This window comes from Pseudomonas sp. W4I3 (assembly GCF_030816195.1).
GTDB lineage: Bacteria > Pseudomonadota > Gammaproteobacteria > Pseudomonadales > Pseudomonadaceae > Aquipseudomonas.
Genome location: NZ_JAUSXS010000001.1, coordinates 3,103,371 through 3,128,736 on the forward strand (window position 1 = coordinate 3,103,371; position 25,366 = coordinate 3,128,736).

Sequence of the window (25,366 nt, forward strand, 5' to 3'; positions counted from 1 at the left end):
CGCAGGGAGCAATGAATGAACGCATTCTTCAAGGGCGTGGGCGCCGTGCTGGGCAAAGTTTGGGTGTGGAGCCTGACGCTGGTGCTTTCCTGCGCTGCACTGGTGTGGTGGGTCGGACCGCTGTTGGCGGTGGCCGACCACCGATTCTGGCAGGGCGCGAGTGCCCGCCTGTTCAGCATCAGCGTTTTGTTTCTGCTGTGGGGGCTGGCAATGGTCTTGGCAGGCGGGCGCCGCGCTGCTGGACGCGAAAGGCCAGGACCGCGAACGGAGCATCCGCCTGTGAAGGCGTTGGAGGACGAGCGCAAGCACGTGCTTGGCCGTTTCAAGGAGGCCCGGCAGTGGTTGAACACATCGCCTCGCTACGGGGAGCGTAACGCGCGTTGGCGCCAGGACCTGCCCTGGTACCTGTTGATCGGTGAACCGCGCAGTGGCAAGACCCAGTTGTTGGCGGCAGCCGGCTTGCAGTCACCGCTCGATCAGGCGGACGCGCGGCCGACGGGCAGTGGCACGCAGTGTGACTGGTACTTTGCCGACGAAGGCGTGCTCATCGAAACCCCAGGGCGCTATCTGACTCAGCCAGACCGGTCGGTGGATGCCGCTGGCTGGACCACACTGTTGACCAGCCTGAGGCGGCGGCATCGGGTCCGCCCGCTTAATGGCGTGGTGGTGACGCTGTCGGTAGACAAGCTCCTGGAGGGTAATGAGCACGACCTGGAGCAACTGGCACGCCATGTTCATTCGCGCGTGCAGGACATTCAGCAGGTGCTGCATGTGGACGTACCTCTGTATCTGGTGTTGACCCAGGCTGACCGACTGCCGGGGTTCATCGAGTACTTCGACTCACCGTCAGGGGACGATGCCGATGCGGTGCTGGGCCAGCCTCTGAACGCTGACACGGCGGGCAATGACATCACCCAGTTACGTCAGGCGTTTGAGCAGTTACTGCAACGCTTGCACAGTGAGTTGATCGAGCGATTGCACCAGGAGCGAGATGTCGAGCGCCGGGGGCAGATGCTTGAATTTCCTCAGCAGACGGCGCGAATAGGCGAGCGTTTATGCCTGTTCATCGAGTGGGCGTTTTGCGCCCATCGCTACCAGCGCATCAACGGATTGCGCGGGTTCTACCTGACCTGCGCCAGCGAAACGCGCAACCATTTTGTGCAGGGGCTGTTCAGTCGGGTGATCTTTGCCGAAGCGGATCTGGCCGCTTTGCAGACCCGCGAGCAACAGCGTATCTGGCGGCGCAACGCGTTGCTGGGGATGGCCGCTACGCTGGTTCTGGCATCTGCCTGCGGGCTGTGGATGCACAGTTATGCGGTCAACCACCAACGTTTGGCTCACATCGCTGCGCTCAGCGCGCCCGTGGCGCAGGCCAGTGATGAAACCTCGACGCTCCTGGCGCTGCTGGACGCTCGCTGGGCCGCGACCCAGGTGTTTCCCGCATCCAGCAACACTGCGCTGATCGAGCGAGCCGGCCTGTACCAAGGCGAGGTCAGCCGCCCGCGTGTGGCACGCGCCTATGAGCTGGCATTGCAGCAGCAACTGCTGGGCCGCACGGTTGGCCTGCTGGAAGAGCAGGTACGCGCCAGCCTCGGCGACCGCGAGCGCCTGCTCGACAGCCTGCGTGCGTATCTGATGCTGAACCTGCGCGAGCGCCGCGATACCCCATGGCTGGCGCAGCATATGGCGAGCTACTGGTCGCTGCGGTTTCCCGGTGATATACCGGTACAGAAGCGCTTGAATGAACACTGGGCGCGACTGCTCGAGCAGCCGTTTGCAGCACCGCTCAATGACGAGCTGGTGGCTCAGGCGCGTGCTGTTCTGCGGGGTGAGTCACTGGCCGATGTGGTGTATCGGGTGCTGCGCGAACAAGCGCGGGACCTCGAGCCATTGCGGCTGGCCGAGGGCAAGGTGTTCGCTGCAATGGAATCGCACGTGCCGGGCTTTTACACCAAACGCTATGTGCAGTACTTCGAGGCGCAAGGCCCACGGCTGGTGAATGCCATCGCCCAGGATAACTGGGTACTGGGGGAGGGCACCGACCTGAGCAGTCAGGATTTGCAGCGCCTGATGGTCCAGCTGCAACAGCGCTACTTCAGTGAATATGCCCAGGCTTGGAGCGATGCCCTCGGTCGCGTCAGGCTGTTGCCAACTGACAACCTGCGCGAGGACGCCGAACGGCTCGCGGGGCTGACCTCGGCTCAATCGCCAGTCAGTCTGCTGTTGCAGCAGCTTCGCGAGCATACCCGCTTACTGCCGGGCCTTGAGCTGCCGGCCACGCTGGCCGAGCCGCCAGGCGCGTTGGGGGTCATTGCCAAAGCTGCGATGGCGCAAGGGCAGGCAGCCTTGGGCGACTCGGCTCGTCGGGCCTTGCAGCGGCGCTTTGAACCGCTGCATCAATTGCTCGATGAGCAACACAACCCAAGCGCTGAGCTGACCCAGGGGTTGCACCTGCTAGGTCAATTGCACCTGCAATTGGCGGCGCTGAACCGTGAGGGCTCGCCGGAGCAGGCGGCCTTCATGCAGGCAAAGCGACGAATGGACGGCCAGCAGGACGTGCTGGGTAACCTGCGTGAAGCGTCCGCCCGTTTGCCGCTGCCGCTTGCCGGTTGGTTTGAAGGGATTGCCGATGAGGCCTGGCGCCACTTATTGGACCAGGCCTACGCCCATGTCAATCAGCGCTATCAGAGCGAGGTGCAGGGGCTTTACGCCAGGGCGATTCGCCAACGGTACCCGTTCAATGCCCACGCGAGCAGTGATGTGGCCCTTGACGATTTCCGTGAGTTCTTTAAACCCCAGGGCGTGTTGGCGCGTTTTTACGAGGGGCATTTGCGCTCTTTTGTCGGCGCAGAGGGCAGTCGCTATCGGTTGCGTGGACTGGACGGACAGAGTTTGCCCATCTCGCGCTCGCTACTGGAGCAACTGACAAAAGCCCAGGTAATTCGACGCAGCTTTTTCAGCGAAGACCAGGGCGAGTTGGCTGTGCGTTTCACCTTGGCGCCCTACAGCCTGGATCAGGCGGTGAACCGGGCGACTCTGCGATTGGGGGAAAAGCAGCTGGAATACCGGCACGGCCCGATCATACCCATGACGTTCCGCTGGCCCATCGAAGCAGACAACGGTCGCGCCAGCCTCGTACTGGAAAGGGACACTGAACTGCGCCCCCTGGGTATCGAGAAAAACACCGGCGCCTGGTCATTGTTCCGGTTCTTCGACTTGCTGCACCGAGAGCCTGCGAGTGACCGCAATGCGCAGATCGTCAAGGCCAACCTGGCCGGGTTGCGCGCCAATTACCTGCTGACCAGCCAACGCACACCCAGCCCATTTGAAATGGACACGTGGCGTACCTTCCGTTTGCCGGAGCAGCTGTGAACCCGGTGCTCCCCACATGGCGCAGCGCCGGGCGTACTCAGCGCGGTCAGGCCCGGCCGCGCAATGAGGATGCCTTGCTCGATTGCCCGCAACGAGGTTGCTGGGCCGTGGCGGACGGCATGGGTGGCCACCGACACGGCGATGTCGCCAGCCAATGGGTGGTCGCCAGCCTGGCTTCGCTGTCTGCGCGGGGCAGCCTTGATCAGCGAGTCAGTGCGGTCCGGCAAAGCTTGCAAGGCGTCGACCAGCGGCTGGCGGATGCGCGGAGGCGGTCTGGGGCAACCGGCAGTTCCATGATGGGGAGCACGGTGGTCGCATTGTTGCTGGAGAATGGACGTGCGGCGTGCGTGTGGGCGGGGGACAGCCGCTGTTATTTGTGGCGCGAACGCAGCCTGTACCAATTATCAAGAGATCATTCGCTGTTGCAGCGGCTTATGGACGAGCGTCGATTGACTGCCACCCAGGCCCGTGCCCACCCCGAGGCCAAAGCCTTGACCCGCGCCATTGGCGCGCACTCGCCGTTGCGGCTTGAGGTGCTGGAGCTCAGCACCCGCCCTGGCGATGTTTTTTTGTTGTGCAGCGACGGCCTGTACCAGGCACTCAGCCCAGTCGAACTGGGCCTGGCGTTGAGTGCAGGCGGCCCGCAGCAAGTCGTGGAACGCTTGTTTGCCAGCGCGCTGCATACCCCGGCACGCGATGATCTGACCGCCGTCGTGGTGCAGCCATGAGTTCTAAATCGACCCTTCCGATTCTGCTCGCCGGGCGTTACCACCTTGAGCATGTATTGGGCCGCGGCGGAATGGGCGTGGTGTACCGCGCGCGCGACCTGTTACAGGAGCAGTTTGGCGAGCCGTGTTCCGGTGTGGCGCTCAAGCTGTTGGACGGGTCTTTATCAGCCTGCCCGGATGCTCATGTCTTGCTGTACAGCGAGTTTGCGATGTCGCGTCGCTTGCGGCATGAGCACGTGGTGAGGGTGTATTCGTTTGAGGTAGATGCGGGCAGCCAGACTGCCTTTTTTACCATGGAGTTGCTACACGGCATGACGCTGGACCGGCTGATTGTGGAACGCCCCGGTGGATTGCCTTGGGAGGAGTTGCAGCCGATTGCCCTGCAACTGCTGGATGCGTTGGGTTATGCCCATCGACACAACGTTCTGCATGGCGACGTCAAGCCGGCCAACGTGATGCTGGGTGAAGAGGGCGTGCGCTTATTTGATTTCGGCTTGGGGCGGTTACTTGCCCAGACCACGGCGGACTTGGCCAGTGTGAGTCGCAGCCGAGTGAACGCCTGGACTCGCGCCTATGCGGCGCCTGAATTGCTGGAGGGTGGCGAGTTGACTCCCGCTGCTGACCTTTATGCCGTGGCATGTGTGCTGTATGAGCTGGCTCACGGGGCTCGCCCGGGTGAACACCCACTGGCTCAAGGACTGCTCCGGCCCAGGCAGTTGCCGCGACGCTGCTGGCCAGCACTGCGGACCGCGTTGGCGCAAGAGCCCCAACGCCGGGCCCTGACGGTTGCCGAATTGCGCGAGGTCATGGGGTGCCGGCGGACTCGCTGGTACCGCTAGCCAGTATCTCAGCCCGCCAAGTCATGCAGTTGGCAGTAGTCGGCCCAACTCATGCCGGCCATTTGGGCGACTTCCTTGTGCACCTCCAGGCGCTGGGCTTCAAAGGCTTCGCTGGACTCGGCAGTCAGCTTGAGGGTCAGCTCCCAAGCGAACAGGCCCAGGCGCTCGGCCTGTGCCTCGAACGCTTCATACAGACGCTCGGTACGATACTGCGCCACCGTTTCACCCCTGGCTTGGGCTGCCAGCGGGTTGAGGCTGTTCAGCTCCGCGGCCACGTCGGGGTTTTCGCGCAGGAACCGGTCCAGTGCGCGTTGGTAATTATCGCCAGGTGCGGACAATGGCTGGCCCTCAGTGAGAGGGGTGGGAGTCGACGTCGGGCGCGTGACTGCTCACGTGGCGCCGAGCGCGCTTGCGCGATCTGCGCTGGATCCAGCGTTGCAGGGGCGCCAGTAAAAAGAACATCAGGTAGGCGACGAGCACCAGCGTCAGGTCTATCCAGGTCTCTGCGACAGGCCCGGTGTACAGCTCAATGACATTCTTGATGATAAATAACAGCGCCACGCTGCACAGCCACAACAGGATGGTGACAAACAGGGGACGCATGGTGCTGGACCGCTTATCGTGCATGGTAAGACTCTCTCTCCTTTGTGCCTGCTTCTGTCCAGGCAAGATTCCCTGAGTAGGCACCTGGTATGCACCAGGTTGTAACATCCTTTAACACACGGACAAGCCGCGGATAATACCGTCTCAGACCGGTTTAGGGGGCAGTTCACGTCGGAAAGTTCGATTTTTAATATAGGAAATTGTCCCGCACCCCGATTTTTTCTGAATACTCCTAGGGGACATGGCGAAAAGCTTTCGCTCCGAGTATCAGGGCGTGTAGCGTTGACGCGTATTCCGGCGCTGATCTCCAGCCCTCGTGAATACGGGCAGAGGGCGGCTCATGAGGCAAACGCTGTTCAAACTTTTCCTTACCCGGCGCCTGGCGACCCTGGCCAGTATCGAATCGTTGCGTGCGATTCGGGAGGGATTGTTGTGGATCCTGCCCTGCCTGCTGGTGTCTGCCGGTTTTCTGATCCTGTCTGAATGCGCCAGAGTGCTGGGTTTCAGCCCGCAGGCAGTGAGCTTCCTGGCGGGCCTGCATGACCGGATCAGCTCGGTGATTCCGCTGCTGGTCGCTGCTTCCATTGGTTATATGCTGGCCATCCAGCACCGCCTGCCACAGTTGCCGATCGCTTTTCTGTGCCTTGCCCATGTCGTGGTGGCCACGTATCTATTGCGCGACTATCCCCGTGCTTCGGCCACCTTCCTGCTGTTTATCGCCATTGCATCGCCCCTGCTCAACGTGCCCGCCATCGCCTGGCTGCACCGTTTGCGCTGGACACGCCTGGTCCACGAAGACCTGATCGGGCACAACCTCAAAGGCACGATCAATATGGTGTTGCCCGGCGCGATCACCGCGTTGGTGTTGGTGGTGGTGCTGTCGTTGCTGTTGCAGATTCCCTATGTGGCGCAACTGCAGGGGCCGCAGGTGCTCAATGTGCTGCAGACGCCTTATGGCAGCGGTTTGTTTGTGACCCTGATGAACTCGCTGTTGTGGTTTTTCGGGGTTCACGGCGTGTACGCCATGCAGCCGCTGTTCGATGTGCTGGATCAGGCCGTGGTGCTCAATGGCGCGGCGCTGGCGGCGGGTGAACCGGTCCAGTACCTGCTCAACAGCGGCCTGTTGGGCAGCTTCGCGTTTATCGGTGGATCGGGCGGCGCGTTGTGCCTGCTCCTGGCGATCCTGCTGTTTTCCAGGAGCACGTCCATGCGGTTGCTGGCGATGGCGAGCTTGCCGCTCTCGTTATTCAACGTCAGCGAAGTGCTGCTGTTCGGTCTGCCAATCATCCTCAACCCGCGGTTGTTCATACCGTTTCTGGTGGTGCCGGCGTTGAACGCGACGCTGGCGTTGGCGGCGGTGCAACTGGGTTGGGTGTCACCGGCGGTGGCCAGTGTGCCGTTTACCGCACCGGTGTTGCTCAATGCTTACCTCAGTACCCAGGGCGACGTGGCGGCCGTGGTGCTGCAGATTGGGCTGATGGGCCTGGGGACGCTGGTGTATGCGCCGTATGTACGTGCGATTCATCGCCAGGCCAGCGAAGGCGGCACGGTGTACCTCAAGTCGCTGGACATGACTTTTCGCGGCCTTGAGGAGAAAGGCCGGTTGCTGGAGTTCGACCCGGTACTGGCTTCGCACCGCACCCTGGCTCGGCAGGCCACGCAATTGAACCGGATCCAGCAGATCAGCGACTACGAGTTCTATCTTGAGTTTCAGCCGCAGGTCTCCACCCGCACCGGGCTGTGCACCGGCTGCGAAGCCTTGATGCGCGCCCGGGACAGCCAGGGCACGGTGCATTCGCCCTGGGAGTTCCTGCAATGGTTGGCGCAGGCCCGGTTGATGCCGGATGTGGACGTGTGGGTGGCGTCCCAGGCGGTACGCCAATACCAGAAGTGGAAGAAGGCCGGGTTTGAATTGCCCATGACCATCAATGTGTCCAGCGTCACGCTCAAGGACGCGGCTTACGGTGATCGCCTGGTGGAGATTCTCGCCCAGGCCGACGGTTGGGTGTCGGTGGAAATCACCGAAGATGCGCTGGTCAGCGATATCCAGGCAACCCGCCAGACCATTCAGAAACTGCAGGCCTTGGGGGCAAAGGTGTATATCGATGACTTCGGCACCGGGTTTTCGGCGTTGAGTTATCTGCACCAGTTTCCGGTCGACTTCATCAAGATCGATCGCAGCTTTGTGGTTGCCCAGCACGACCCCAAGGGCGCTCAGGTGCTGACCGGCATGCTGCGTTTCTGTGAGGCACTGAACCTGGGCGTGGTGGTGGAAGGGGTCGAGACGGCCGAGCAATTGGCATTTTTGAATACGGGGGCTGAACTGTTCATTCAGGGCTGGTATTTCAGCAGGGCGTTGCCGGGAGATGAGGTGCCGCAGTTTGTACGCAAGCGCGCGGCGCTGGCCTGATCTGGCAGTCCTGGGGCCGACCGATCGGGCAGTCGGCCCCGTTCAAAGCATCAAGCCGGCTTGCTAGATCGCCTCGTAGCTGCGATTGGTCCGCTCAATTTCCTCAACCAGTCCGTCTATGGCGTTCAACCGTGCCCGATTGTCATGTTCCCAGGGATGAAAGCTCGGTTTGAAATAGTCCAGCCACGGCCGCAGCATGCGTGGAAAGACACCCTTGGGCCCGTACAGAAACTTGAGCATGCGCCAGAAGCCCTTCAGATGCCCGCCGGACTTGCGGTCGGCAATCAACAGGCGCACGTGGAAGTCGAACACCACCAGCCAGAACAGCAGCGTGGTGAACAGCATGGTGCCGGTGCGCAGCAAGTAGCGCTTGGGCCCAGGCTTGATCACGGTGTTCCACACATCGAAGGCCACCGCTTTATGTTCGGTTTCTTCAAGGGCGTGCCAGTACCACATCTGCCGATAGCCCTTGAGTGAGTCGCCAAAACGCGACGGATCGCTCAGCAGAATTTCCGCGAGCATCGCCGTGTAGTGCTCAAGGGCAATGGTCACCGCGAGGTTGAAGGACGGCGGCAGGTGTTTCTTTTGCAGGTTCAGGAAGAATTTCAAGCGCCGGTCGAGGCTGTGCGCCGGCAGGCCCGCCGTGTGCAGCAGGTTGTTGTAGGCCACGTGTTCTCGGCTGTGCATCGCCTCCTGGCCGATAAAGCCCTGGATCTCCTTTTTCAGAGCCGGATCGTCGATGCGCGACCGGTAGTGGCGCACGCTGTCCATGAAGAACAGCTCGCCCTGGGGAAACAGCAGCGACAGGGCATTGAAAAAATGCGTGATGAATGGGCCTTGTTCATGCCAGTTGGTAATGCGCTCGGCGGGCAGGGCGAAGCGGATGTCACGGCGAATCGGCAACATAGTGAGTGCTCCTGTTCAGAGTCGAGGCTCGTCGTTGGTTTCAAACACGGGCGTGCGTGGTTTGGGGGCCATGCGCTTGCTGGCAAACACCACCAGCGCTTGATAGGCCGCCGGCAGGCAACGGGCGAGCAGGTCGAGGAAATACGCATCGCGGCCGATCAGCACGCGGCGTTTGTTTTTGCGCACACCTTGCAGGATTACGTGGGCGGCCTGATCGGCATCGGTGATAAACAGCTTTTCGAAATCGGCGCGCGCTTGCTGTTCGCTGTGAATCAAAAAGCCGGTCATGTTCGCGTCGATACGGCTGCTGCGGCAGATATCGGTACGAATCCCGCCGGGATGCACGCAGGTGGCGGAGACGCCGCAGCGTTGCAGGTCCAGCTCCTGGCGCAGCGCTTCGGTAAAGCCACGTACCGCGAACTTGCTGGCGTTATAGGCGCTCATGCCAGGCTGCGCGAACAGGCCGAACACGCTGGAGGTGTTGACGATATGCCCGTCGCCGCTGGCCTTGAGGTAAGGCAGGAACGCCTTAGTGCCGTGCACCACCCCCCAGAAATTGATGCCGACAATCCACTCCAGGTCGGCATAGTCCACGCCTTCCACGGTGCTCGACAGCGCCACTCCGGCATTATTGAAAACCAGGTTGACCTGGCCATGCTCGGCTGCACAACGCGCCGCCCAGTCGAGCATGGCTTGGCGGTCGGCGACATCCAGTACCTGGGTGGTGACGTTCACCGGCGACAGGGTCGACGTGCTGATCAGCTCCAGCGTGTGTTCCAGTCCCTGGCTGTTCTTGTCGGCCAGGGCCAGGTGGCAACCTTCTCGTGCCAGGGCCAGGGCCAGTGCGCGGCCCATGCCAGAGGCCGCTCCGGTAATCGCCGCGACGCGGCCGCTGAATGACTTCATGACAGACTGCCTTCTGTGGCGCAATGAGGGGTTTGCGCTGTGCGCGGGATGGACGCAACCGGTTCACGGCTGACGTCATAGTCCTTGAGCGCAAAATGCCGGGTGACCTGCTTGAAGCGCCACGTCGAGGCGGGCCACAGCGTGGTGTTCTTGCCGGTGCGCGGGTCGAGGTACCAGCTCTGGCAACCGCCGGTGTTCCAGATGGTGCGCTTGAGCTTGTCCTGCAGTTGGGCGTTGTAGGCCTGCTCCACGGCGGGTTTGACGTCCACCACGGCGATGCGCTGGCGCTGCATCTGTTGCAACGCATCCAGGATGTAAGTGACCTGGGCCTCGATCATCAGGATCATCGAGTTGTGCCCCAGGCCAGTATTGGGCCCGACGATGAGGAACAGATTGGGGTAGCCCGGCACCGTCGTGCCTTTGTAGGCATGGGCGCCGTCGCGCCAGGTGTCCATCAGGTCGACGCCGTTGCGCCCGATGATGCAATCACGGGGCAGGGGATCGGCGGCCTGGAACCCGGTGCCGAAGATCAGGCAATCGGCGGGGTGCTTGATGCCGTCGCGGGTGATCACGCCATCGGCTTCGATGCGCAGCACGGCGTCGGTCACTACCTCGACATTGCTGCGTGACAACGCGGGGTAGTAGTCGTTGGAGATCAGCACGCGCTTGCAGCCGATGGTGTAGTCCGGTGTAAGGATCTTGCGCAGGGAAGGGCGAGCCACCTGTTTGCGCAAATGACGCAGGGCGATTTTCTGCACCATCTTCATCAGGCGCGGGTGCAGGGCAAAGCCCACCACGCGGCCTTCCAGCGCCCAATAAAAGGCGCCGCGCACCAGCCTTTGGGTAAACGGCAGATGCTTGAACAGCCAGCGTTCAACACTTGATATCGGCCGGTCGGGCTTGGGCATGATCCAGGGCGGGGTGCGCTGGAACAGGTCCAGGTGCGCCACGTGCGATGCGATCTGCGGCACGAACTGAATCGCACTGGCGCCGGTGCCGATCACTGCCACGCGCTTGCCCTTCAGGCTGTAGTCATGATCCCACTGCTGCGAGTGGAAACGCTTGCCCTTGAAACTTTCCAAACCAGGAATATCCGGCAGCGCCGGGCGCGACAAACCGCCCATGCCCGACACCAAGACTCGCGCACTGACCTTTCGACCATCGCTGAACGTCAGTTGCCAGCGCTGCTGCAGTTCATCGAACACCGCCCGTTGCAGGCCTGCACCGAAACGCAGGTACGGCGCCAGCTCGAAACGCTGCGCGCAGTGCTCCAGGTAAGCGCGAATCTCCGCTTGCGGGGCAAATTGGCGCGTCCAGTCGGGGTTGGGGGCGAAGGAAAACGAGTAGACATGGGACTGCACGTCGCAGGCACAGCCAGGGTAGTGGTTGTCACGCCACGTACCGCCGAGCGTGTCAGCCTGCTCGGCAATGAAGAAATCGGTCAATCCTGCCTGCTTGAGCTTGATCGCCATGCACAGGCCGGCGAAGCCTGAGCCGATGATGGCGATGTCGACGGTGTCGCTGTGGGCGTTCATAGGCTGTCCTTGGTGGGCATCGGATGCGCTCCTGTTTTTGTTTTGCGTTTTAGATAGAACACCATTGCAAAGGAAAATTGAATTAATTATTTTAAAAAAGATTTTAAATAATCTACCTGAAAATTTCGCCTACGCTAGGACCTTGTTCGATCTGCGGGACTTGTCCGACAGACGACACAGAAGTTGAGTCCAGGGTGTGGACGAAGGCTGAGCCATGATCAATCCCGATCAGGTCGTCAGCGGCAGGGAAGCAGAGGACCGAACTATGGCTGTCGAGTGGGTTGTCGCTGCGGGTGTGGTGGTAGCTGCGAGCGCTGTGTTGTGGGCGTTCAGTGCCTGGATGACACGGCGCATTGAAGTGGCCGTTCCGATCAACGGGCGCTTCGTCGAAGTGGATGGCGAGCGCTTTCATTATGTAGAAGAAGGGCAGGGCCCAGCGCTGGTGATGATTCACGGGCTGATGGGCAGCAGCCGCAATCTGACCTACGCGTTATCCGCTCAGTTACGTGGGCAGTTTCGCGTGATCAGCGTGGACCGCCCAGGGTCGGGCTATTCCAGTCGGCGCAGCGGCACGGCGGCAGATCTTCCCGCCCAGGCACGCCAGATGGCCGCGTTTATCAAGACCCTGGACCTGGACCAACCGCTGGTGCTCGGGCACTCCCTGGGCGGTGCGATTGCCCTGGCATTGGCCCTCGACCATCCCCACGCGGTGTCCGGCCTGATCCTGGTGGCGCCGCTGACCCATCCCCAGCGCATGTTGCCGTTGGTGTTCCTGGCATTGGCGGTGCGCCCCGCCTGGTTGCGACGCTGGATGTCGCGCACCTTGACGATGCCCGTCGGCCTGCTGACCCAGGGCTCGGTGGTCAAGGGCGTATTCGCCCCCGATGCCGCCCCGCCAGACTTCGCCACCCGTGGTGGTGGTTTGCTGGGTATGCGTCCCGACAATTTCTACGCAGCGTCCACTGAGATCAACCGGGTAAACGATCACTTGCCCGGCATGCTCAAGCGCTACCCGCAGCTGACGCTGCCGATCGGCCTTATCTACGGCGCCAGGGACAACGTGCTCGACTTCCAGAAACACGGTCAGGGCTTGGCCAGCACGGTGCCAGGGCTGAAGCTGCAGGTGGTAGAAAACCGTGGGCACATGTTGCCAATTACCGCCCCGGAACGTGTGGCGGCGTTGGTTGAACAGGTTGCCAAACGGGTTCGACCTGCGCAAAGCGCCACCGTATTGCAGGCGCCGTTTGCCATGGCGAGCAAATAAACATGCCATCCGATCCGCGGTTCCAACCCGTCGACGCCTGCCCTAGACACCTGACCACAGCACTTGAAAAGAGACTGTCCGGTCACGGGAAAAAGGCGTGGATAAACCAGTTGACGACCTAACGATTCCGCGCTATTTATTTAAAAAATTATTTCAATTTCTAATTTGAAACAGTTTTTGAAATGCCTAAGAGCGAATAAAATAATGAAAAAAACGCCTTTTATCGCATGTATGACTTTTCGCAGTGTTCAGCGCTGCGTAACCCTCTCGGCCGCCTCCGCACGCGTTCGGAGGCTGTCATGAACCAGACCCTCGCTGCGCCAAATGTGTGGGCCGACGGCAAGCGTCACCTCTGGTGGCTCGGCATCATGCCCCTGGCGACCCCACTGCTCTCAGGTGCCCTGGCCATCGGCACCGGTGTTCAGCAACTGTGGTGGGTCGGTGTACTGGTCATCTTCGGCTTGATCCCACTGATCGACGGCCTGTTGGGTGAAGACGTCAGCAACCCGCCTGAATCCGCCGTCAGCCACCTTGAATCCCAACGCTACTACCGCTGGATCGTCTACACCGGCGTGCTGTTTGTGATCGCCTCGGTGGTGGTCACCGGTTGGCTCGCCGCCGGCGGCATCGACTGGATTATCGGCGGCGGGCTCATGCACGCCACCGCCTCGCTCGACCCGTCGAGTTGGGCGGCAAAAGCCGCTGCTTTCATCACCGCACGCACTGAGCTGCATGGTGAAGTCAGCGTGTTTACCTATCTGGGCATGGCGATGTCCACCGGCGCCGCCACCGGCATCGCCATCAATACCGCCCATGAGCTGGGGCACAAACCCAAGCCACTGGAAGTGTTCCTGGCCAAAGTCACTTTGGCGCCGACGTTCTACGGGCACTTCTACACCGAACACAATCGGGGCCATCACGTACGCGTTGCCACATCGGAAGACCCGGCCAGTTCGCGCCTGGGTGAAAGCTTCTGGGCCTTCCTGCCACGTTCGGTATGGTTCAGCGCGCGCTCGGCCTGGAACCTGGAGCGCGAACGCCTGCGCAAACTCGGCCTGCCAGCCTGGCACTGGAAGAACGCCGTGCTCAGCGCCTGGATGTACAGCGTGCTGCTGTGGGGCGCGATGATTGCCTGGCTCGGAGTGGCCGTGATTCCGTTCCTGATCATCCAGGGCATTTACGGCTTCTCGTTGCTGGAGGTGGTGAACTACGTCGAGCATTACGGCCTCAAGCGCCAGAAATTGCCCAACGGTCGTTATGAACGGTGTTCACCGCGGCACTCCTGGAACAGTAATCGGATTGTCACCAATATCTTCCTGTTTCAATTACAACGGCATTCCGATCACCATGCCAATCCAACTCGTAGTTATCAGTCGTTGCGCCACTTTGATGAGTCGCCGCAACTTCCCTATGGTTATGCAAGCATGATTGTCTGGGCCTACGTTCCGTACTTGTGGCGGCGGCGTATGGATCATCGTGTGTTAAATCATTATGCCGGTGATATCAGCCTGGCCAATCTGCAGCCGTCACAGCGTTTGAAGTACCTGGAGAAGTATAGCGGCAGCGCCACTCCGTTCTGATTTGAAATAAAACGTCTTATCGACCGTATGTCGAGACGGACGCTTTCGCCCACTGTTTTCTGATTTAGACGAAAGAAAGTTGTTTAACTCGAACAAAAATAAAATAATTTCAAGGGAAGGGCGTACTATGCAAGTAACTGCCAAGTTCACCAGCCACATCGTATTGGCCGCGCTGGGCCTGATCGCCTATCACCAGGCGCAGGCTGCGCGCATTGAACCGGCCGGCAGTGCCTTCACCGCGCAGGGCCCCATCAGCTTTTCCAAGGGCAAGCTGATCAGCGCGGACTGCACCATCAAGGTGGCCGGCAAGGTGGCGGCCGATGGGGCATCGGTGAATGTCGACAAGGTTGAATTTGACGGCGGGCTCAAATGCAGCCGAGTTGAAGCCATCAACTTACCCTGGGTGTTAATTGCAAAAAATACAAAGAGCGGCTCGATGTCGAACATCAGCGTAGATGTGCATGCCTTCGGCCTGGGCGGCAAGTGTGGTCCTTCGACGGCGGAGGGGACTTGGGATAATGCCACTGGAAAGTTGGAAGCCGCGAATGTACCCATTGGTGATGACTGTCAGATAAAAACGGTGTCGATCAAGATGCCGCCCAGCTTTAAGGTCGTCGAATAAATCAATCGAATCGAAATGAATTTGGCTGGTGTGCGTCGTTCTGCAGTTTCACCGTAACTTCGTGCTCATGGCCATTACCCAGGCGAAATCATTCGCCATTCACTGTGAGGCAAAAATAATGAAAAGTTTGAAAACCCTCGTTTGTGCTACTTCGTTCGCCCTGTGCTTCGGTGCAGTTTCGGTGGCCAATGCAGCCACCATCGCGCCTGCCGGTACCGCATTCACCACCGCCGGTTCCATCACTGTAACGTCGCCCGCTTCGTTGAACCTGCCAGTCACTTGCAACATCGTCTTCACCGGTTCCGTAGCTGCCAATGGGGCGAGCGCCGCGATTACCGGTGCACAGGTCAGCGGTTCCAACGCGCTGTGTGGCGTCCCTCAGTTGCTGGGCCTGCCATGGACCTTGAATGTGGCCAGTGGCGGTCCTGACGCTTTCAACGGTACGGTTTCGGGTGTGAATTTCAAAATTCTCAACAACTGCTCGGCGTCGCCGGTGACCATCAATGTCGGCTTCAAAAACTCCACCAACACGCTGTCCGTACCCAGCGCACAAACGGTTGGTTCCTGCAAGATTACGGCTCTGACCGCTACACCAAGCCCGGCCTTTACCGTTACCCCGTAAGTGCCGTGAGTATTTGACGTGATGATCACACGTTGAAAGACGCCAGTGCCTCGCAAGAGGCACTGGCTGCGGGAAGCCAGGTCGGGACAACCGATCTCGGAGGATAAAAACAATAAGGAGTGGAGCATGAATAATAAGAAGCAACAGGCACGTACGTTATTGAGCCTGGCAATTCTCGGCGGCCTGATCACGGCAACCGGGTACGCACACGCCGGCGGTTTTTCCACGCCGACCTTCGGCGCTCCGGGATGGGGACGTGCCTTCGGTGGTGGCTCACTGTTCCAGAACGATCCTTCTTCGGCCTACAACAACCCGGCCGGCATGGCTTTCATCGACCGCACGATTTCTCAATTCACCGTCGATTACGCGCGTATCAATGTTAAATACAAGGGCACAGCCACGGACTATGCCGGCAACGCACCGGCGGCAGTCGACCCCACGGATTTGAGTTCCACGCCCCGCACGGGCGATGGCGGACAAGGCGGCTTTACCGCCTGGTTGCCAACCGGCTTCATGGTGATACCGATCAACGACCGTTTTGCGTTCGGGCTCAGCCAGGTGGTACCACTGGGTGCGCGCACCACCTGGGACGAGGACTGGATCGGGCGCGATTTTGCCGTCGACACACGCATTGAAACGGTAGGGGTCACAGGCTCCCTGTCGTTCAAGGTCAATGACCAGTTTTCGGTGGGTGCCGGTGCAATTGTCCAGCACACCAAAGGCTTCGTCAGCCAGAACCTCGACCTGTATTCCGCGGCGGCGTTGTCGCCTGAAATCGGCATTCCATTCCCGTCCGGCGTGGGCTCATCACTGATGCGGGTCAAGGTGGATAACACCTCGGTCGGCTGGTTTGCCGGTGTGGTCTGGAAGCCGACCGAGTTCGATACCCTGGGCTTGAACTACCACGCCAAGATCAAAAACAAACTGGAAGGCAAGTACAGCATCTACGCCGACGAGGCCAACAAGTCCCTCATCGAAGGCGGTTTGCCAGCGCTTGCATACCCGGGGCTGGACCTCAACGTGAATGGCGCCAAGGCCTCGACGCAACTGGACGTTCCCGCCAACGCGTCCATCGACTGGGTGCACCAGTTCAATGACCGCCTCACGCTGGGCGCCAGCGTCACCTGGACGCAATGGTCGTCGTTCAAGGCGCTGACCTTGAAGTCCGAGGGCACGCAGATTGTGTCGATTCCCTATAACTACAAGGACGCCTGGATGGTGTCGCTGGGTGGCGACTACAAATTCACCGACGACTTCACCTTCCGCGCCGGTGTCGCGACCGACCAGACGCCCACTCGCAACTCGACGCGTGACCCGCGTATCCCGGACGGTGATCGTATTTTTGCCTCCCTGGGGTTTGGCTACAACATCCGTGCCGTTCCCGGTCTGAGCATCGACGGTGCCTACTCGCGGCAATTCGTCGAGAAGGCCAAGCTCAGGACGCACAACCAGGATCGCCTGGGCGGCGCAACGCTTGATGGTAAAGCGGACGCCAAGGGTGAGGTTGTCAGCCTTTCAGCGACCTACGCGTTTTGATCTGCCACAGGCGAAGGGGTTGAAACACGCCTGTGATCAACGGGTCGCATAGGCGACCCGTGTTGATGCAATCGGATTTGAGTGGAGGAGGCTGGCTTGTTCAGCCGATATTTTTTCGTCCAATCATTAAATAAAAATTTCAAAACAAAATTTGAATTTGTCTTTCCGAGTTTGTAGTGTGGCTCTACGCCGTCGCTCAATCGGAGCGACCCACGCGGGTGTCACGCCCTGAATCAAGTGAGGTATCCCATGGTTATCTGGTTATTGGTGGGTTTCGCCGCGGCGATGGCCCTGGCGTATCGACAAGCCGCTGCCACGTCGTGGCTGGTCGCCGGCCTGGCATGGTTGGCGGCGGGCTATCTGTTCAACGTCGTCGGCGCATTCGGCGCCGGCGTCGCGGCGGTGCTGGTGGTGCTACCGGCCTTGCTGCTGGCGATCAAACCCCTGCGCCGGGCGCTGTTGACCAGCAAGGCCCTGGGGCTGTTTCGGACGATCATGCCGGCGATGTCCGACACCGAACGGGCGGCCATCGAGTCTGGCACCGTGTGGTGGGACGCCGAGCTGTTCAGCGGCACGCCCAACTGGCAGCGCCTGTTGCAAGCCGCACCGGCCAGCCTGAGCGCCGAAGAGCAGGCCTTCCTCGACAACGAAGTCGAAACCCTGTGCGACATCGCCAATGACTGGGAAACCACTCAGGTATGGCAAGACATGTCCCCCGAGGGCTGGCAGTACACCAAGGACGCCGGCTTTCTCGGCATGATCATTCCCAAGCAATACGGCGGCAAGGGCTTCTCCCACTACGCCCACTCCCAGGTGGTGATGAAGCTGTCGACGCGCTGCTCGGCGGCGGCCATTTCGGTGATGGTGCCCAATTCCCTGGGCCCCGCCGAACTGTTGCTGCATTACGGCACCGACGCCCAGCGCAACTACTACCTCCCACGTCTGGCCCGAGGTGAGGACATTCCGTGCTTTGCCTTGACCAGCCCCTACGCCGGCTCCGACGCCGGGGCCATCCCCGACGTAGGCGTTGTGTGCAAGGGCCTGCACGAAGGCGAGGAGGTGTTGGGCTTCAGCGTGACCTGGGACAAGCGCTACATCACCCTCGGCCCGATTGCCACGGTGCTGGGCCTAGCCTTCCGTGCCGAAGACCCGGACGGCTTGCTCGGCGTTGCAGGCTCACTGGGTATCACGTGCGCGCTGATTCCCACCGCCCATCCGGGGGTGAACAGCGGCCGGCGTCATTGGCCACTGAATGCGGTATTCCAGAACGGCCCCACCACCGGCAAGGATGTGTTCATTCCGCTGGAATGGGTGATCGGCGGCCGCGACCAAGTCGGTAACGGCTGGCGCATGCTGATGGAATGCCTGGCGGCGGGCCGGGCGATTTCGCTGCCGTCGGCCAACGTCGGCCTGGGCAAAGTCGCGGTACGTGGCACCACCGCCTACGCCGCGATGCGTAAACAGTTCGGCCTGCCCATCGGCAAGTTCGAAGGCGTGCAGGCACCGTTGGCGCGCATGGCCGGGCACCTGTATGCCTGTGATGCGGTGCGCAAGGTGTCGGTGGCGTCGCTGGATGCCGGCGAGAAACCGTCGGTCATCTCCGCCATCGCCAAGTACCACGTCACCGAGCGCGCGCGCATGATCGTCAACGATGGCATGGACATTGTTGCCGGCAAAGGCATCTGCATGGGGCCCAACAACTTCCTGGCCCGTGCCTACCAGCAAAGCCCCATCGCCATCACGGTGGAAGGCGCGAACATCATGACCCGCTGCCTGATCATCTACGGCCAGGGCCTGATCCGCTGCCATCCCTATGTGTTCCGCGAAATGGAAGCGGCGCGCAACCCGGATCGGCGCAAGGCCCTGGAGGCGTTCGACAGCGCGATGTTCGGCCATGTGAGTTTCGTGCTGGCCAATACCGTGCGCGCGGCGGTGCATGCGCTGACCGGCGGCCGACTGCTGGCTGCCCCGGCCAAGACCGACCCGGCGCTGGCGTCCTACTACCGCCAGGCCAATCGTCTGTCGGTGGTGCTGGCGTTGGTCTCGGACGTGTCCATGGGCGTGCTGGGAGGGGCGCTCAAGCGCAAGGAAAGTATCACCGGGCGCCTGGGCGATGTGCTGTCGCAGTTGTACATCCTCTCCTGCGTGCTCAAGCGCTTTGAGGACGACGGCCGGCCCCAGTCCGATTTGCCGCTGGTGCATTGGGCGGCCCAGGATGCCTTGCTGCGCGCCCATGAAGCACTGGCCGAGGTGCTCGACAATTACCCATCCAAAGCTGCGGCAGCGGTGCTGCGCACCTTGAGTTTTCCATTCGGCATTCCTTTGCGCAAACCGTCGGATCGCCTGTTGGCGCAGGTTGCCGATGTGGTGCAGACCCCCGGCGAGACCCGCGACCGTCTGCTGGCCAATTCCTACATCCCCCGTCCGGAAATCGACAAGCTGGCGTATGGCGAACTGGGTTTTCGCTTGTTACCCCAAGTGGAGTTGATCGAGGCGCGGCTCAAGCCCGCCGTCAAGCAAGGCCTGCTCGCGCCGATGCCGATCTCGTCTGCGGCCTTTACCGGCTGGCGCGTCAAGGCACGGGCGCTGGACCTGATCAGCGACGACGAAGACGCGTTGCTCGCACGCTATGTGGAATACGCCGACCACGGCATCCAGGTCGACGATTTCCCTCAGGACTTCGGTTTGCTGGAGGCCCTGCAGCAGCGCAAACAAGCGTTGGAACCGGCCACCAAGCGTCGCACCAGCCAAAGCGAAAGCGCCTCGGTGAACTAAGTGCAACCGGGTCAATGTGGGAGGGGGCTTGCCCCCTCCCACATTCGATTGGGTTTTCAAGACAGGATGGTGATATGAGTGACCGCTACCTTTCGTTCGTCAATTCCCCCTGGGGTCGCCGCCTCGCCCAGGCCGTCGGCTTGCCGCAACCCTTGGCATTGCAACGCCATCGCAGCGGCCAGGCAGGGTTGGTCAACCCGGTGATTCTCGCCGGGGCAGGGCGCCTGGCTGAGTCTGTACAACGCCTTTTCAGCGCCACTGACACCGTCGCGGCCACCCCGGCAACCCTGCGGGCGCCGTCCACGGTGAAGGTGCAGGGCGCGGTGTTCGATGCCACGAGCGTGACCGATCTGCCGCACCTGGACGAGCTTTACGCCTTCTTTCACAGCAACGCCAAACGCCTGGGCCAACACGCCCGCGTGGTGGTGCTCGGCACCGCGCCGGAACACTGCAAGGACTTGCCCCAGGCCGTCGCCCAGCGTGCGCTTGAGGGCCTGGTTCGCTCATTGGCCAAGGAGTTGCGCCGGGCGATCACCGTGCAACTGCTCTACGTGGCGCCGGGCGCCGAAGACGCGCTGGACAGCAGCCTACGCTTCTTTCTGTCGCGTCGTTCGGCCTATGTGTCGGGGCAAGTGATCCGCCTGGAGCCGCCTGTCGACAGCACTACCGCCATCCACTGGGACACGCCGCTGGCCGGCCGTCGCGCCCTGGTGACCGGCGCGTCGCGCGGCATTGGCCTGGCCATCGCCCAGGTGCTGGCGCGCGACGGTGCCCACGTGGTGTGCGTCGACGTACCCCAGGCCCAGCAGGCGCTGCAACAGGCCGCCGACAGCGTGAACGGTTCGGCGTTGCCCCTGGACATCACCGCGCCGGATGCCGCCGCGTTACTGCAGGCGCATGTCAGCCAATACGGCGCCTTCGATGTGGTGGTGCACAACGCCGGCATTACCCGCGACAAGACCATCGCCAAGATGACCGACGCCGCTTGGCGCAGTGTGCTGGCGGTGAACCTTCAAGCACCGTTGCAGCTCAGCCAGGCGCTGCTGGACCACCAGGGCCTGAACCCCGGCGGGCGTATCGTGTGCGTCTCGTCGATTTCTGGGATCGCCGGCAACCTTGGGCAGAGCAATTACGCCACGTCCAAGGCCGGGGTGATCGGCCTGGTGCAAGGCCTGGCCCCGCGCGCGGCGGTGCGGCAAGTGACGGTGAATGCCGTGGCGCCGGGCTTTATCGAGACGCAGATGACCGCGAAAATCCCGCTGTTGATCCGCGAGGCCGGACGGCGCATGAATTCCCTGTCCCAGGGCGGCCAACCGGTCGACGTGGCCGAGGCCATCGCCTGGCTGGCGCATCCGGCGTCCGGTGGGGTCAACGGCCAGGTGGTGCGGGTGTGCGGGCAAAGCCTGCTGGGGGCCTGAATGGACTACGTGACGCAGATCATCGACCCGCCGCCTTCGCGCGCCCAACTGTTGCTCGCCGGGGTGCGCGGCTTGCGCAAGCCCCAGCCCGAAGCCGTGCCGTTATTGCCCAGGGAGCGTCTGGTACGCCCGGCGGTGGAGTTGTCGGGCGGCGCAATCGCCGCCTATGGCCGTGCCTGTGGTTTTCGTCCCGAGCAGGGCGTGCCGCTGTCCTATCCCCATGTGCTGGCGTTCCCGTTGCACTTGATGCTGCTGACCCGGCCCAGTTTCCCGTATCCGGCCAGCGGCATGGTGCACCTGGCCAATCGTATTCGTCAGCACCAGCGCCTGCATGAAGGCGATGCGCTGCGCCTGGAAGTGTTCTGTGAGCGCTGGGTCGCCCATCCCAAGGGGCAGGCATTGAGCATCGCGACCCGGGCCTACGGCGCCGACGCGCTGGTGTGGGAAAGCGACAGCCTGTACCTGCGCCGTGCGGTGAAGAATCCGCTGGGAGAGCCGTGGGTGGACGCACTGCCGTTGCAGGAAGACGGCTTGCTGCGCACCCAGCGCTGGGTGTTGCCCGCCGATCTGGGGCGCCGATTTGCCAAGGTCTCGGGAGATTTCAATCCGATCCATACCTCGGTAATAGGCGCGAAGCTCTTCGGCTTTCGCCGCGCCATCGCCCACGGCATGTGGACCTTGGGCCGCGCACTGGCGGCGCAGCAGCCAGCGGGCGGCCTGGACCGCGCCGAGGCCCACTGCGATTTCAAGGTGCCGATCTTCCTGCCCGGCCAGGTCGCCCTATGGAGTCGCCCGGTGACGGGCCCGCTCCGTGAGTTCGAAGTGCGCAATGCCGCTGGCGACACACCGCATATGCGCGGGTTGCTGCTGTGGGATCAAACGCCAGGAGTGAGAGCCTTACATGAGTGAATACAGTTTCAATCCGCCGCCGACTCGACGCGTGGCGATCATCGGCGGCAACCGCCTGCCGTTTGCGCGATCCAACACCGTCTATGCCCATGACAGCAATCAGGACTTGCTGGTGGCCGCGCTGCAAGGCCTGGTGGATCGCTACAACCTGCACGGTCAGTGCCTGGGTGAATTTGTCGCCGGCGCGGTGATCAAGCATTCGCGCGATTTCAACCTGGCCCGTGAGTCACTGCTGTCCACCACATTGTCGGCGCGGACGCCGGCCTACGATGTGCAGCAAGCCTGCGGCACGGGCCTGGAAGCGGCGTTGCTGGTGGCCAATAAAATCGCCCTCGGCCAGATCGAGGTGGGCATTGCAGGCGGCGCGGACACCACCTCCGACGCGCCGATTGGCATCAACGAGTCCCTGCGCCACACCTTGCTCGCGGCCAATCGGGCCAAGGGCATGGGCGACAAGCTGAAAAGCCTGCTGAAGGTGCGCCCGTCGATGTTTTTCAAGCCGCTGCTGCCGCGCAATGGCGAACCCCGCACCGGCCTGTCGATGGGCGAGCACTGCGAAGAAATGGCCAAGCGCTGGCAGATCAAGCGCCTGGCCCAGGATGAATTGACCCTGTGCAGTCATCAACGCCTCGACGCGGCGTACCAGCGCGGCTTCTTCGATGACCTGATCAGCCCCCATCGCGGCCTGGCCCGTGATAACAACCTGCGCAACGATATCAGCCTGGAAAAACTCGCCAGCCTGGCGCCGGCATTCGACCGCCAGAACGGTACGCTTACCGCCGGCAACTCAACGCCCCTCACCGACGGCGCCTCGGTGGTGCTGCTGGCCAGCGAAGCCTGGGCTGCTGCAAATGGCTGGCCCGTGCTGGCCTACCTGCGCACCGGCGAAACGGCGGCGGTGAATTTCGTCGACGGCACCGAAGGCCTGTTGATGGCCCCAGCCTACGCCGTACCGCGCATGCTCAAGCGCGAAGGCCTGGGGCTGGCCGACTTTGATTTTTTCGAGATTCACGAAGCCTTCGCCGCCCAGGTGCTGTGCACGCTCAAGGCCTGGGAAGACCCCGACTACTGCCGCGAGCGCCTTGGCCTGGAGGCACCGCTGGGCGCCATCGATCGCGCAAAGATGAACGTCAACGGCGGCTCGCTTGGCTGCGGTCATCCGTTTGCCGCCACGGGTGGCCGGCAACTCGCAGCATTGGCCAAGGCCATCCATGAGCGCGGCGGCGGTCGCGGCTTGATCTCGATCTGTGCGGCAGGCGGGTTGGGTATTACCGCCATCGTCGAAAAGTAGCCCAAACCACAACAACAATAAGGACACTGCCATGAACGCCATCAGCCTGGAACACACTGAACGTATCTGGTTGAACGCCTACCTGCCCGGCGTGCCGGCGGACATCGATGCCGCCATCGAGGAATATCCCTCATTGCGTGAAGTGTTCCTGGAACATCTGGAAAAATTCAGCGAGCGGGTGGCGTATGTCAGCATTGGCACGCCCATGACCTACGCCGACTGGCACATTCAGGGCAGCGCCTTTGCCGCCTGGCTGCAGGGCCAGGGGGTGAAGAAAGGCGACCGCGTCGCGCTGATGATGCCTAATTGCTTGCAGTACCCCATCTGCCTGTTGGGCACGATCCTGGCCGGCGCGGTGGTGGTCAATGTCAACCCGCTGTACACCTCCCATGAGCTCAAGCACTTGCTCAAGGACAGTGGCGCCGAGACGGTGGTGATCTTCGAAAACTTCGCCCACACCCTGGAAAAAGTCATCGCTGGCAGCAGCGTCAAACGCGTGGTAGTGGCGGCCATCGGCGACTTGCTCGGCACCTTCAAGGGTGCGGCGATGAACTTCATCCTGCGTAGCGTGCAGAAGCAGGTGCCGGCCTTCAGACTGCCCGGCTCGGTACGTTTCAACCAAGTGCTCAAGCAGGGGCGGGCGCTCACTTATCTGCCCGTCAGCCTGAACCGCGATGAACTGGCCTTCCTGCAATACACCGGCGGCACCACCGGCGATGCCAAGGGCGTGATGCTCAGCCATCGCAATATCATTGCCAACCTGTTGCAAGCCAAGGCCTGGGTCGGTGACCAACTGGACCAGGACAAGCAGGAGACCAACGTCACCTTGCTGCCGCTGTACCACATCTTTTCCCTCACGGTGAACTGCCTGATGTTCATGTGCCTGGGCGGGCGCAATATCCTGATCGCCAACCCACGGGACGTGAAGCGGGTGCAGATGATCCTGCGCAAGGAGCGCTTCAACGGCATTGCCGGGGTCAACACGCTGTTCAACGGTTTGCTGGAGAACAAGGAGTTTTGCGCGCGGGACTTTTCCGACCTGCGCATGGTGATCGCCGGCGGCATGGCCACGCACACGGCGGTGGCCAAGCGCTGGAAGGAAGTCACCGGCTTGCCGATCATCGAGGGCTACGGGCTGACCGAGTGTTCACCGGTGGTGAGCATCAGCCCCATCGACATCAGCCGCATGCGCGAAATGGAGTTCACCGGCAGCATCGGCGTGCCATTGCCGTCGACCTGGGTGCGCTTTGTGCGTGAAGACGGCGAAATCGCCGAGGTTGGCGAGCAGGGTGAACTGCAAGTGCGCGGTCCTCAAGTCATGCAGGGCTATTGGAAGCGCCCTAGGGAAACCGCCGAAGTGCTGGACGCCGAGGGTTGGTTGTCCACCGGTGATATCGGGGTGATGGATGAGCGTGGCTACATCCGGCTGGTGGACCGCAAGAAGGACATGATCCTGGTCTCGGGCTTCAACGTGTACCCGAACGAAATCGAGGACGTGGTGGCGATGCACCCCGGTGTGGCGGAAGTGGCGGCGATTGGCGTGGAAGATGGCGTGACCGGCGAGAAGGTCAAGATCATCGTGGTGCGCAAGGACCCGAGCCTGACCCAGGCGCAGATCCTCGCCCATTGCCGGGAATACCTGACCGGCTACAAGGTGCCGCGCTACGTGGAATTTCGCACCACCGAACTGCCCAAAACCACGGTAGGCAAAGTGCTACGCCGCGCCTTGCGCTAATAGTGAAGGTGACTGCGATCAAATGTGGGAGGGGGCTTGCCCCCGATGGCGGCCTGACAGCCGACCAGGATATTGGATCAGGGCGAGTACATATCCGTTGCTGCGGTAACGGCGACTTAGGGTTCCGCCCTTACGGCGGCTCACTTTTGAAAAGCGCAAAAGTGAGCAAAACGCTCTTGCCCCACCACTCGGCACCTCGCCCAGGCTCGGTGTGCCCGTAATCCGATATTGATTTGGAGGGCCGCCGCCACGCGCCATCCATGGCGCGGGGCGGCTAAACCGGCATCCCTGCCGGTTTACCCTCCAAATCAATAT

The 25,366-nt window shown here is 61.7% G+C and carries 19 protein-coding genes; 14 read left to right on the plus strand and 5 right to left on the minus strand.

Annotated elements, in window-relative coordinates; genetic code table 11:
- The first annotated feature begins 15 nt into the window (after window positions 1-15).
- The 3 genes from tssM to QF045_RS14270 are packed head-to-tail and all read left to right on the plus strand — an operon-like array spanning window position 16 to window position 4,939.
- Window positions 16-3,372 (plus strand): type VI secretion system membrane subunit TssM, encoded by a 3,357-nt coding sequence (tssM, locus tag QF045_RS14260; protein WP_306492752.1) that lies wholly within the window; start codon window positions 16-18, stop codon window positions 3,370-3,372.
- Entirely contained in the window at window positions 3,369-4,100 is a 732-nt protein-coding gene (locus tag QF045_RS14265) for a PP2C family serine/threonine-protein phosphatase (protein WP_373424442.1), read from the plus strand. Before tssM ends, QF045_RS14265 begins: the two co-directional genes overlap by 4 nt.
- A complete protein-coding gene (locus QF045_RS14270; protein WP_306492753.1) occupies window positions 4,097-4,939 on the plus strand; it encodes a serine/threonine-protein kinase in 843 nt (280 codons plus the stop codon). Before QF045_RS14265 ends, QF045_RS14270 begins: the two co-directional genes overlap by 4 nt.
- 8 nt (window positions 4,940-4,947) lie before the next feature.
- On the opposite strand, the gene QF045_RS14275 is transcribed toward QF045_RS14270, so the two are convergent.
- Window positions 4,948-5,277, minus strand: a complete 330-nt coding sequence (locus tag QF045_RS14275; RefSeq protein WP_306492754.1) for a DUF6388 family protein — start codon at window positions 5,275-5,277, stop codon at window positions 4,948-4,950.
- A gap of 10 nt (window positions 5,278-5,287) precedes the next feature.
- On the minus strand, window positions 5,288-5,566 hold the full coding sequence (locus tag QF045_RS14280; RefSeq protein ID WP_306492755.1) for a hypothetical protein: 279 nt from the start codon (window positions 5,564-5,566) through the stop codon (window positions 5,288-5,290).
- 316 nt (window positions 5,567-5,882) lie between these two features.
- On the opposite strand from QF045_RS14280, the gene QF045_RS14285 reads away from it, so the two are divergent.
- Window positions 5,883-7,952 (plus strand): EAL domain-containing protein, encoded by a 2,070-nt coding sequence (locus tag QF045_RS14285; RefSeq protein WP_306492756.1) that lies wholly within the window; start codon window positions 5,883-5,885, stop codon window positions 7,950-7,952.
- Window positions 7,953-8,015: 63 nt separating this feature from the next.
- On the opposite strand, the gene QF045_RS14290 is transcribed toward QF045_RS14285, so the two are convergent.
- From QF045_RS14290 to QF045_RS14300, 3 genes are read right to left on the minus strand one after another with little or no spacing between them, the layout of a single operon-like run.
- On the minus strand, window positions 8,016-8,858 hold the full coding sequence (locus QF045_RS14290) for a metal-dependent hydrolase (RefSeq protein ID WP_306492757.1): 843 nt from the start codon (window positions 8,856-8,858) through the stop codon (window positions 8,016-8,018).
- Between the two features lie 15 nt (window positions 8,859-8,873).
- Window positions 8,874-9,764 carry an SDR family oxidoreductase gene (locus QF045_RS14295; protein WP_306492758.1) on the minus strand — a complete coding sequence of 297 codons (891 nt, stop codon included), beginning with the start codon at window positions 9,762-9,764 and terminating at the stop codon, window positions 8,874-8,876.
- Window positions 9,761-11,299: an NAD(P)/FAD-dependent oxidoreductase gene (locus QF045_RS14300; protein WP_306492759.1), complete on the minus strand. Its 1,539-nt coding sequence runs from the start codon at window positions 11,297-11,299 to the stop codon at window positions 9,761-9,763. The genes QF045_RS14295 and QF045_RS14300 overlap by 4 nt, the downstream gene beginning before the upstream one ends.
- A gap of 265 nt (window positions 11,300-11,564) precedes the next feature.
- On the opposite strand from QF045_RS14300, the gene QF045_RS14305 reads away from it, so the two are divergent.
- The 10 genes from QF045_RS14305 to QF045_RS14350 all read left to right on the plus strand — a co-directional run bounded on the left by QF045_RS14305 (window position 11,565) and on the right by QF045_RS14350 (window position 25,051).
- The gene (locus QF045_RS14305; protein WP_306492760.1) at window positions 11,565-12,563 is read left to right on the plus strand and encodes an alpha/beta fold hydrolase; all 999 of its coding nucleotides are present in this window, start codon (window positions 11,565-11,567) and stop codon (window positions 12,561-12,563) included.
- Window positions 12,564-12,862: 299 nt separating this feature from the next.
- Window positions 12,863-14,143, plus strand: coding sequence for an alkane 1-monooxygenase (locus QF045_RS14310; protein WP_306492761.1), 1,281 nt, complete (start codon window positions 12,863-12,865; stop codon window positions 14,141-14,143).
- 127 nt (window positions 14,144-14,270) lie between these two features.
- Complete coding sequence (praA, locus tag QF045_RS14315) at window positions 14,271-14,765, plus strand: alkane oxidation protein activator PraA (protein WP_306492762.1); 495 nt, start codon at window positions 14,271-14,273, stop codon at window positions 14,763-14,765.
- A 118-nt stretch (window positions 14,766-14,883) separates the two neighbouring features.
- Window positions 14,884-15,387, plus strand: coding sequence for an alkane oxidation protein activator PraB (praB, locus tag QF045_RS14320; protein ID WP_306494895.1), 504 nt, complete (start codon window positions 14,884-14,886; stop codon window positions 15,385-15,387).
- 126 nt (window positions 15,388-15,513) lie between these two features.
- The gene (locus QF045_RS14325) at window positions 15,514-16,923 is read left to right on the plus strand and encodes an outer membrane protein transport protein (protein WP_306492763.1); all 1,410 of its coding nucleotides are present in this window, start codon (window positions 15,514-15,516) and stop codon (window positions 16,921-16,923) included.
- Window positions 16,924-17,172: 249 nt separating this feature from the next.
- A complete protein-coding gene (locus QF045_RS14330) occupies window positions 17,173-19,698 on the plus strand; it encodes an acyl-CoA dehydrogenase (RefSeq protein WP_306492764.1) in 2,526 nt (841 codons plus the stop codon).
- A gap of 74 nt (window positions 19,699-19,772) precedes the next feature.
- Entirely contained in the window at window positions 19,773-21,116 is a 1,344-nt protein-coding gene (locus QF045_RS14335; protein WP_306492765.1) for a 3-oxoacyl-ACP reductase, read from the plus strand.
- Window positions 21,117-22,025, plus strand: a complete 909-nt coding sequence (locus QF045_RS14340; protein ID WP_306492766.1) for a MaoC/PaaZ C-terminal domain-containing protein — start codon at window positions 21,117-21,119, stop codon at window positions 22,023-22,025.
- The gene (locus tag QF045_RS14345; RefSeq protein WP_306492767.1) at window positions 22,018-23,316 is read left to right on the plus strand and encodes an acetyl-CoA C-acetyltransferase; all 1,299 of its coding nucleotides are present in this window, start codon (window positions 22,018-22,020) and stop codon (window positions 23,314-23,316) included. Before QF045_RS14340 ends, QF045_RS14345 begins: the two co-directional genes overlap by 8 nt.
- 31 nt (window positions 23,317-23,347) lie before the next feature.
- On the plus strand, window positions 23,348-25,051 hold the full coding sequence (locus tag QF045_RS14350; protein WP_306492768.1) for an AMP-binding protein: 1,704 nt from the start codon (window positions 23,348-23,350) through the stop codon (window positions 25,049-25,051).
- Window positions 25,052-25,366: the final 315 nt, after the last annotated feature.

What these genes read in the sequence shown, in the direction of transcription:
- QF045_RS14350 (WP_306492768.1), top strand. Translation starts at nt 23,348, where the DNA reads ATGAACGCCATCAGCCTGGAACACACTGAACGTATCTGGTTGAACGCC.
- QF045_RS14305 (WP_306492760.1), top strand. Translation starts at nt 11,565, where the DNA reads ATGGCTGTCGAGTGGGTTGTCGCTGCGGGTGTGGTGGTAGCTGCGAGC.
- QF045_RS14325 (WP_306492763.1), top strand. Translation starts at nt 15,514, where the DNA reads ATGAATAATAAGAAGCAACAGGCACGTACGTTATTGAGCCTGGCAATT.
- QF045_RS14295 (WP_306492758.1), bottom strand. Translation starts at nt 9,764, where the DNA reads ATGAAGTCATTCAGCGGCCGCGTCGCGGCGATTACCGGAGCGGCCTCT.
- QF045_RS14290 (WP_306492757.1), bottom strand. Translation starts at nt 8,858, where the DNA reads ATGTTGCCGATTCGCCGTGACATCCGCTTCGCCCTGCCCGCCGAGCGC.
- tssM (WP_306492752.1), top strand. Translation starts at nt 16, where the DNA reads ATGAACGCATTCTTCAAGGGCGTGGGCGCCGTGCTGGGCAAAGTTTGG.
- QF045_RS14310 (WP_306492761.1), top strand. Translation starts at nt 12,863, where the DNA reads ATGAACCAGACCCTCGCTGCGCCAAATGTGTGGGCCGACGGCAAGCGT.
- QF045_RS14280 (WP_306492755.1), bottom strand. Translation starts at nt 5,566, where the DNA reads ATGCACGATAAGCGGTCCAGCACCATGCGTCCCCTGTTTGTCACCATC.
- QF045_RS14300 (WP_306492759.1), bottom strand. Translation starts at nt 11,299, where the DNA reads ATGAACGCCCACAGCGACACCGTCGACATCGCCATCATCGGCTCAGGC.
- praA (WP_306492762.1), top strand. Translation starts at nt 14,271, where the DNA reads ATGCAAGTAACTGCCAAGTTCACCAGCCACATCGTATTGGCCGCGCTG.
- QF045_RS14285 (WP_306492756.1), top strand. Translation starts at nt 5,883, where the DNA reads ATGAGGCAAACGCTGTTCAAACTTTTCCTTACCCGGCGCCTGGCGACC.
- QF045_RS14270 (WP_306492753.1), top strand. Translation starts at nt 4,097, where the DNA reads ATGAGTTCTAAATCGACCCTTCCGATTCTGCTCGCCGGGCGTTACCAC.
- QF045_RS14340 (WP_306492766.1), top strand. Translation starts at nt 21,117, where the DNA reads ATGGACTACGTGACGCAGATCATCGACCCGCCGCCTTCGCGCGCCCAA.
- QF045_RS14330 (WP_306492764.1), top strand. Translation starts at nt 17,173, where the DNA reads ATGGTTATCTGGTTATTGGTGGGTTTCGCCGCGGCGATGGCCCTGGCG.
- QF045_RS14335 (WP_306492765.1), top strand. Translation starts at nt 19,773, where the DNA reads ATGAGTGACCGCTACCTTTCGTTCGTCAATTCCCCCTGGGGTCGCCGC.
- praB (WP_306494895.1), top strand. Translation starts at nt 14,884, where the DNA reads ATGAAAAGTTTGAAAACCCTCGTTTGTGCTACTTCGTTCGCCCTGTGC.
- QF045_RS14345 (WP_306492767.1), top strand. Translation starts at nt 22,018, where the DNA reads ATGAGTGAATACAGTTTCAATCCGCCGCCGACTCGACGCGTGGCGATC.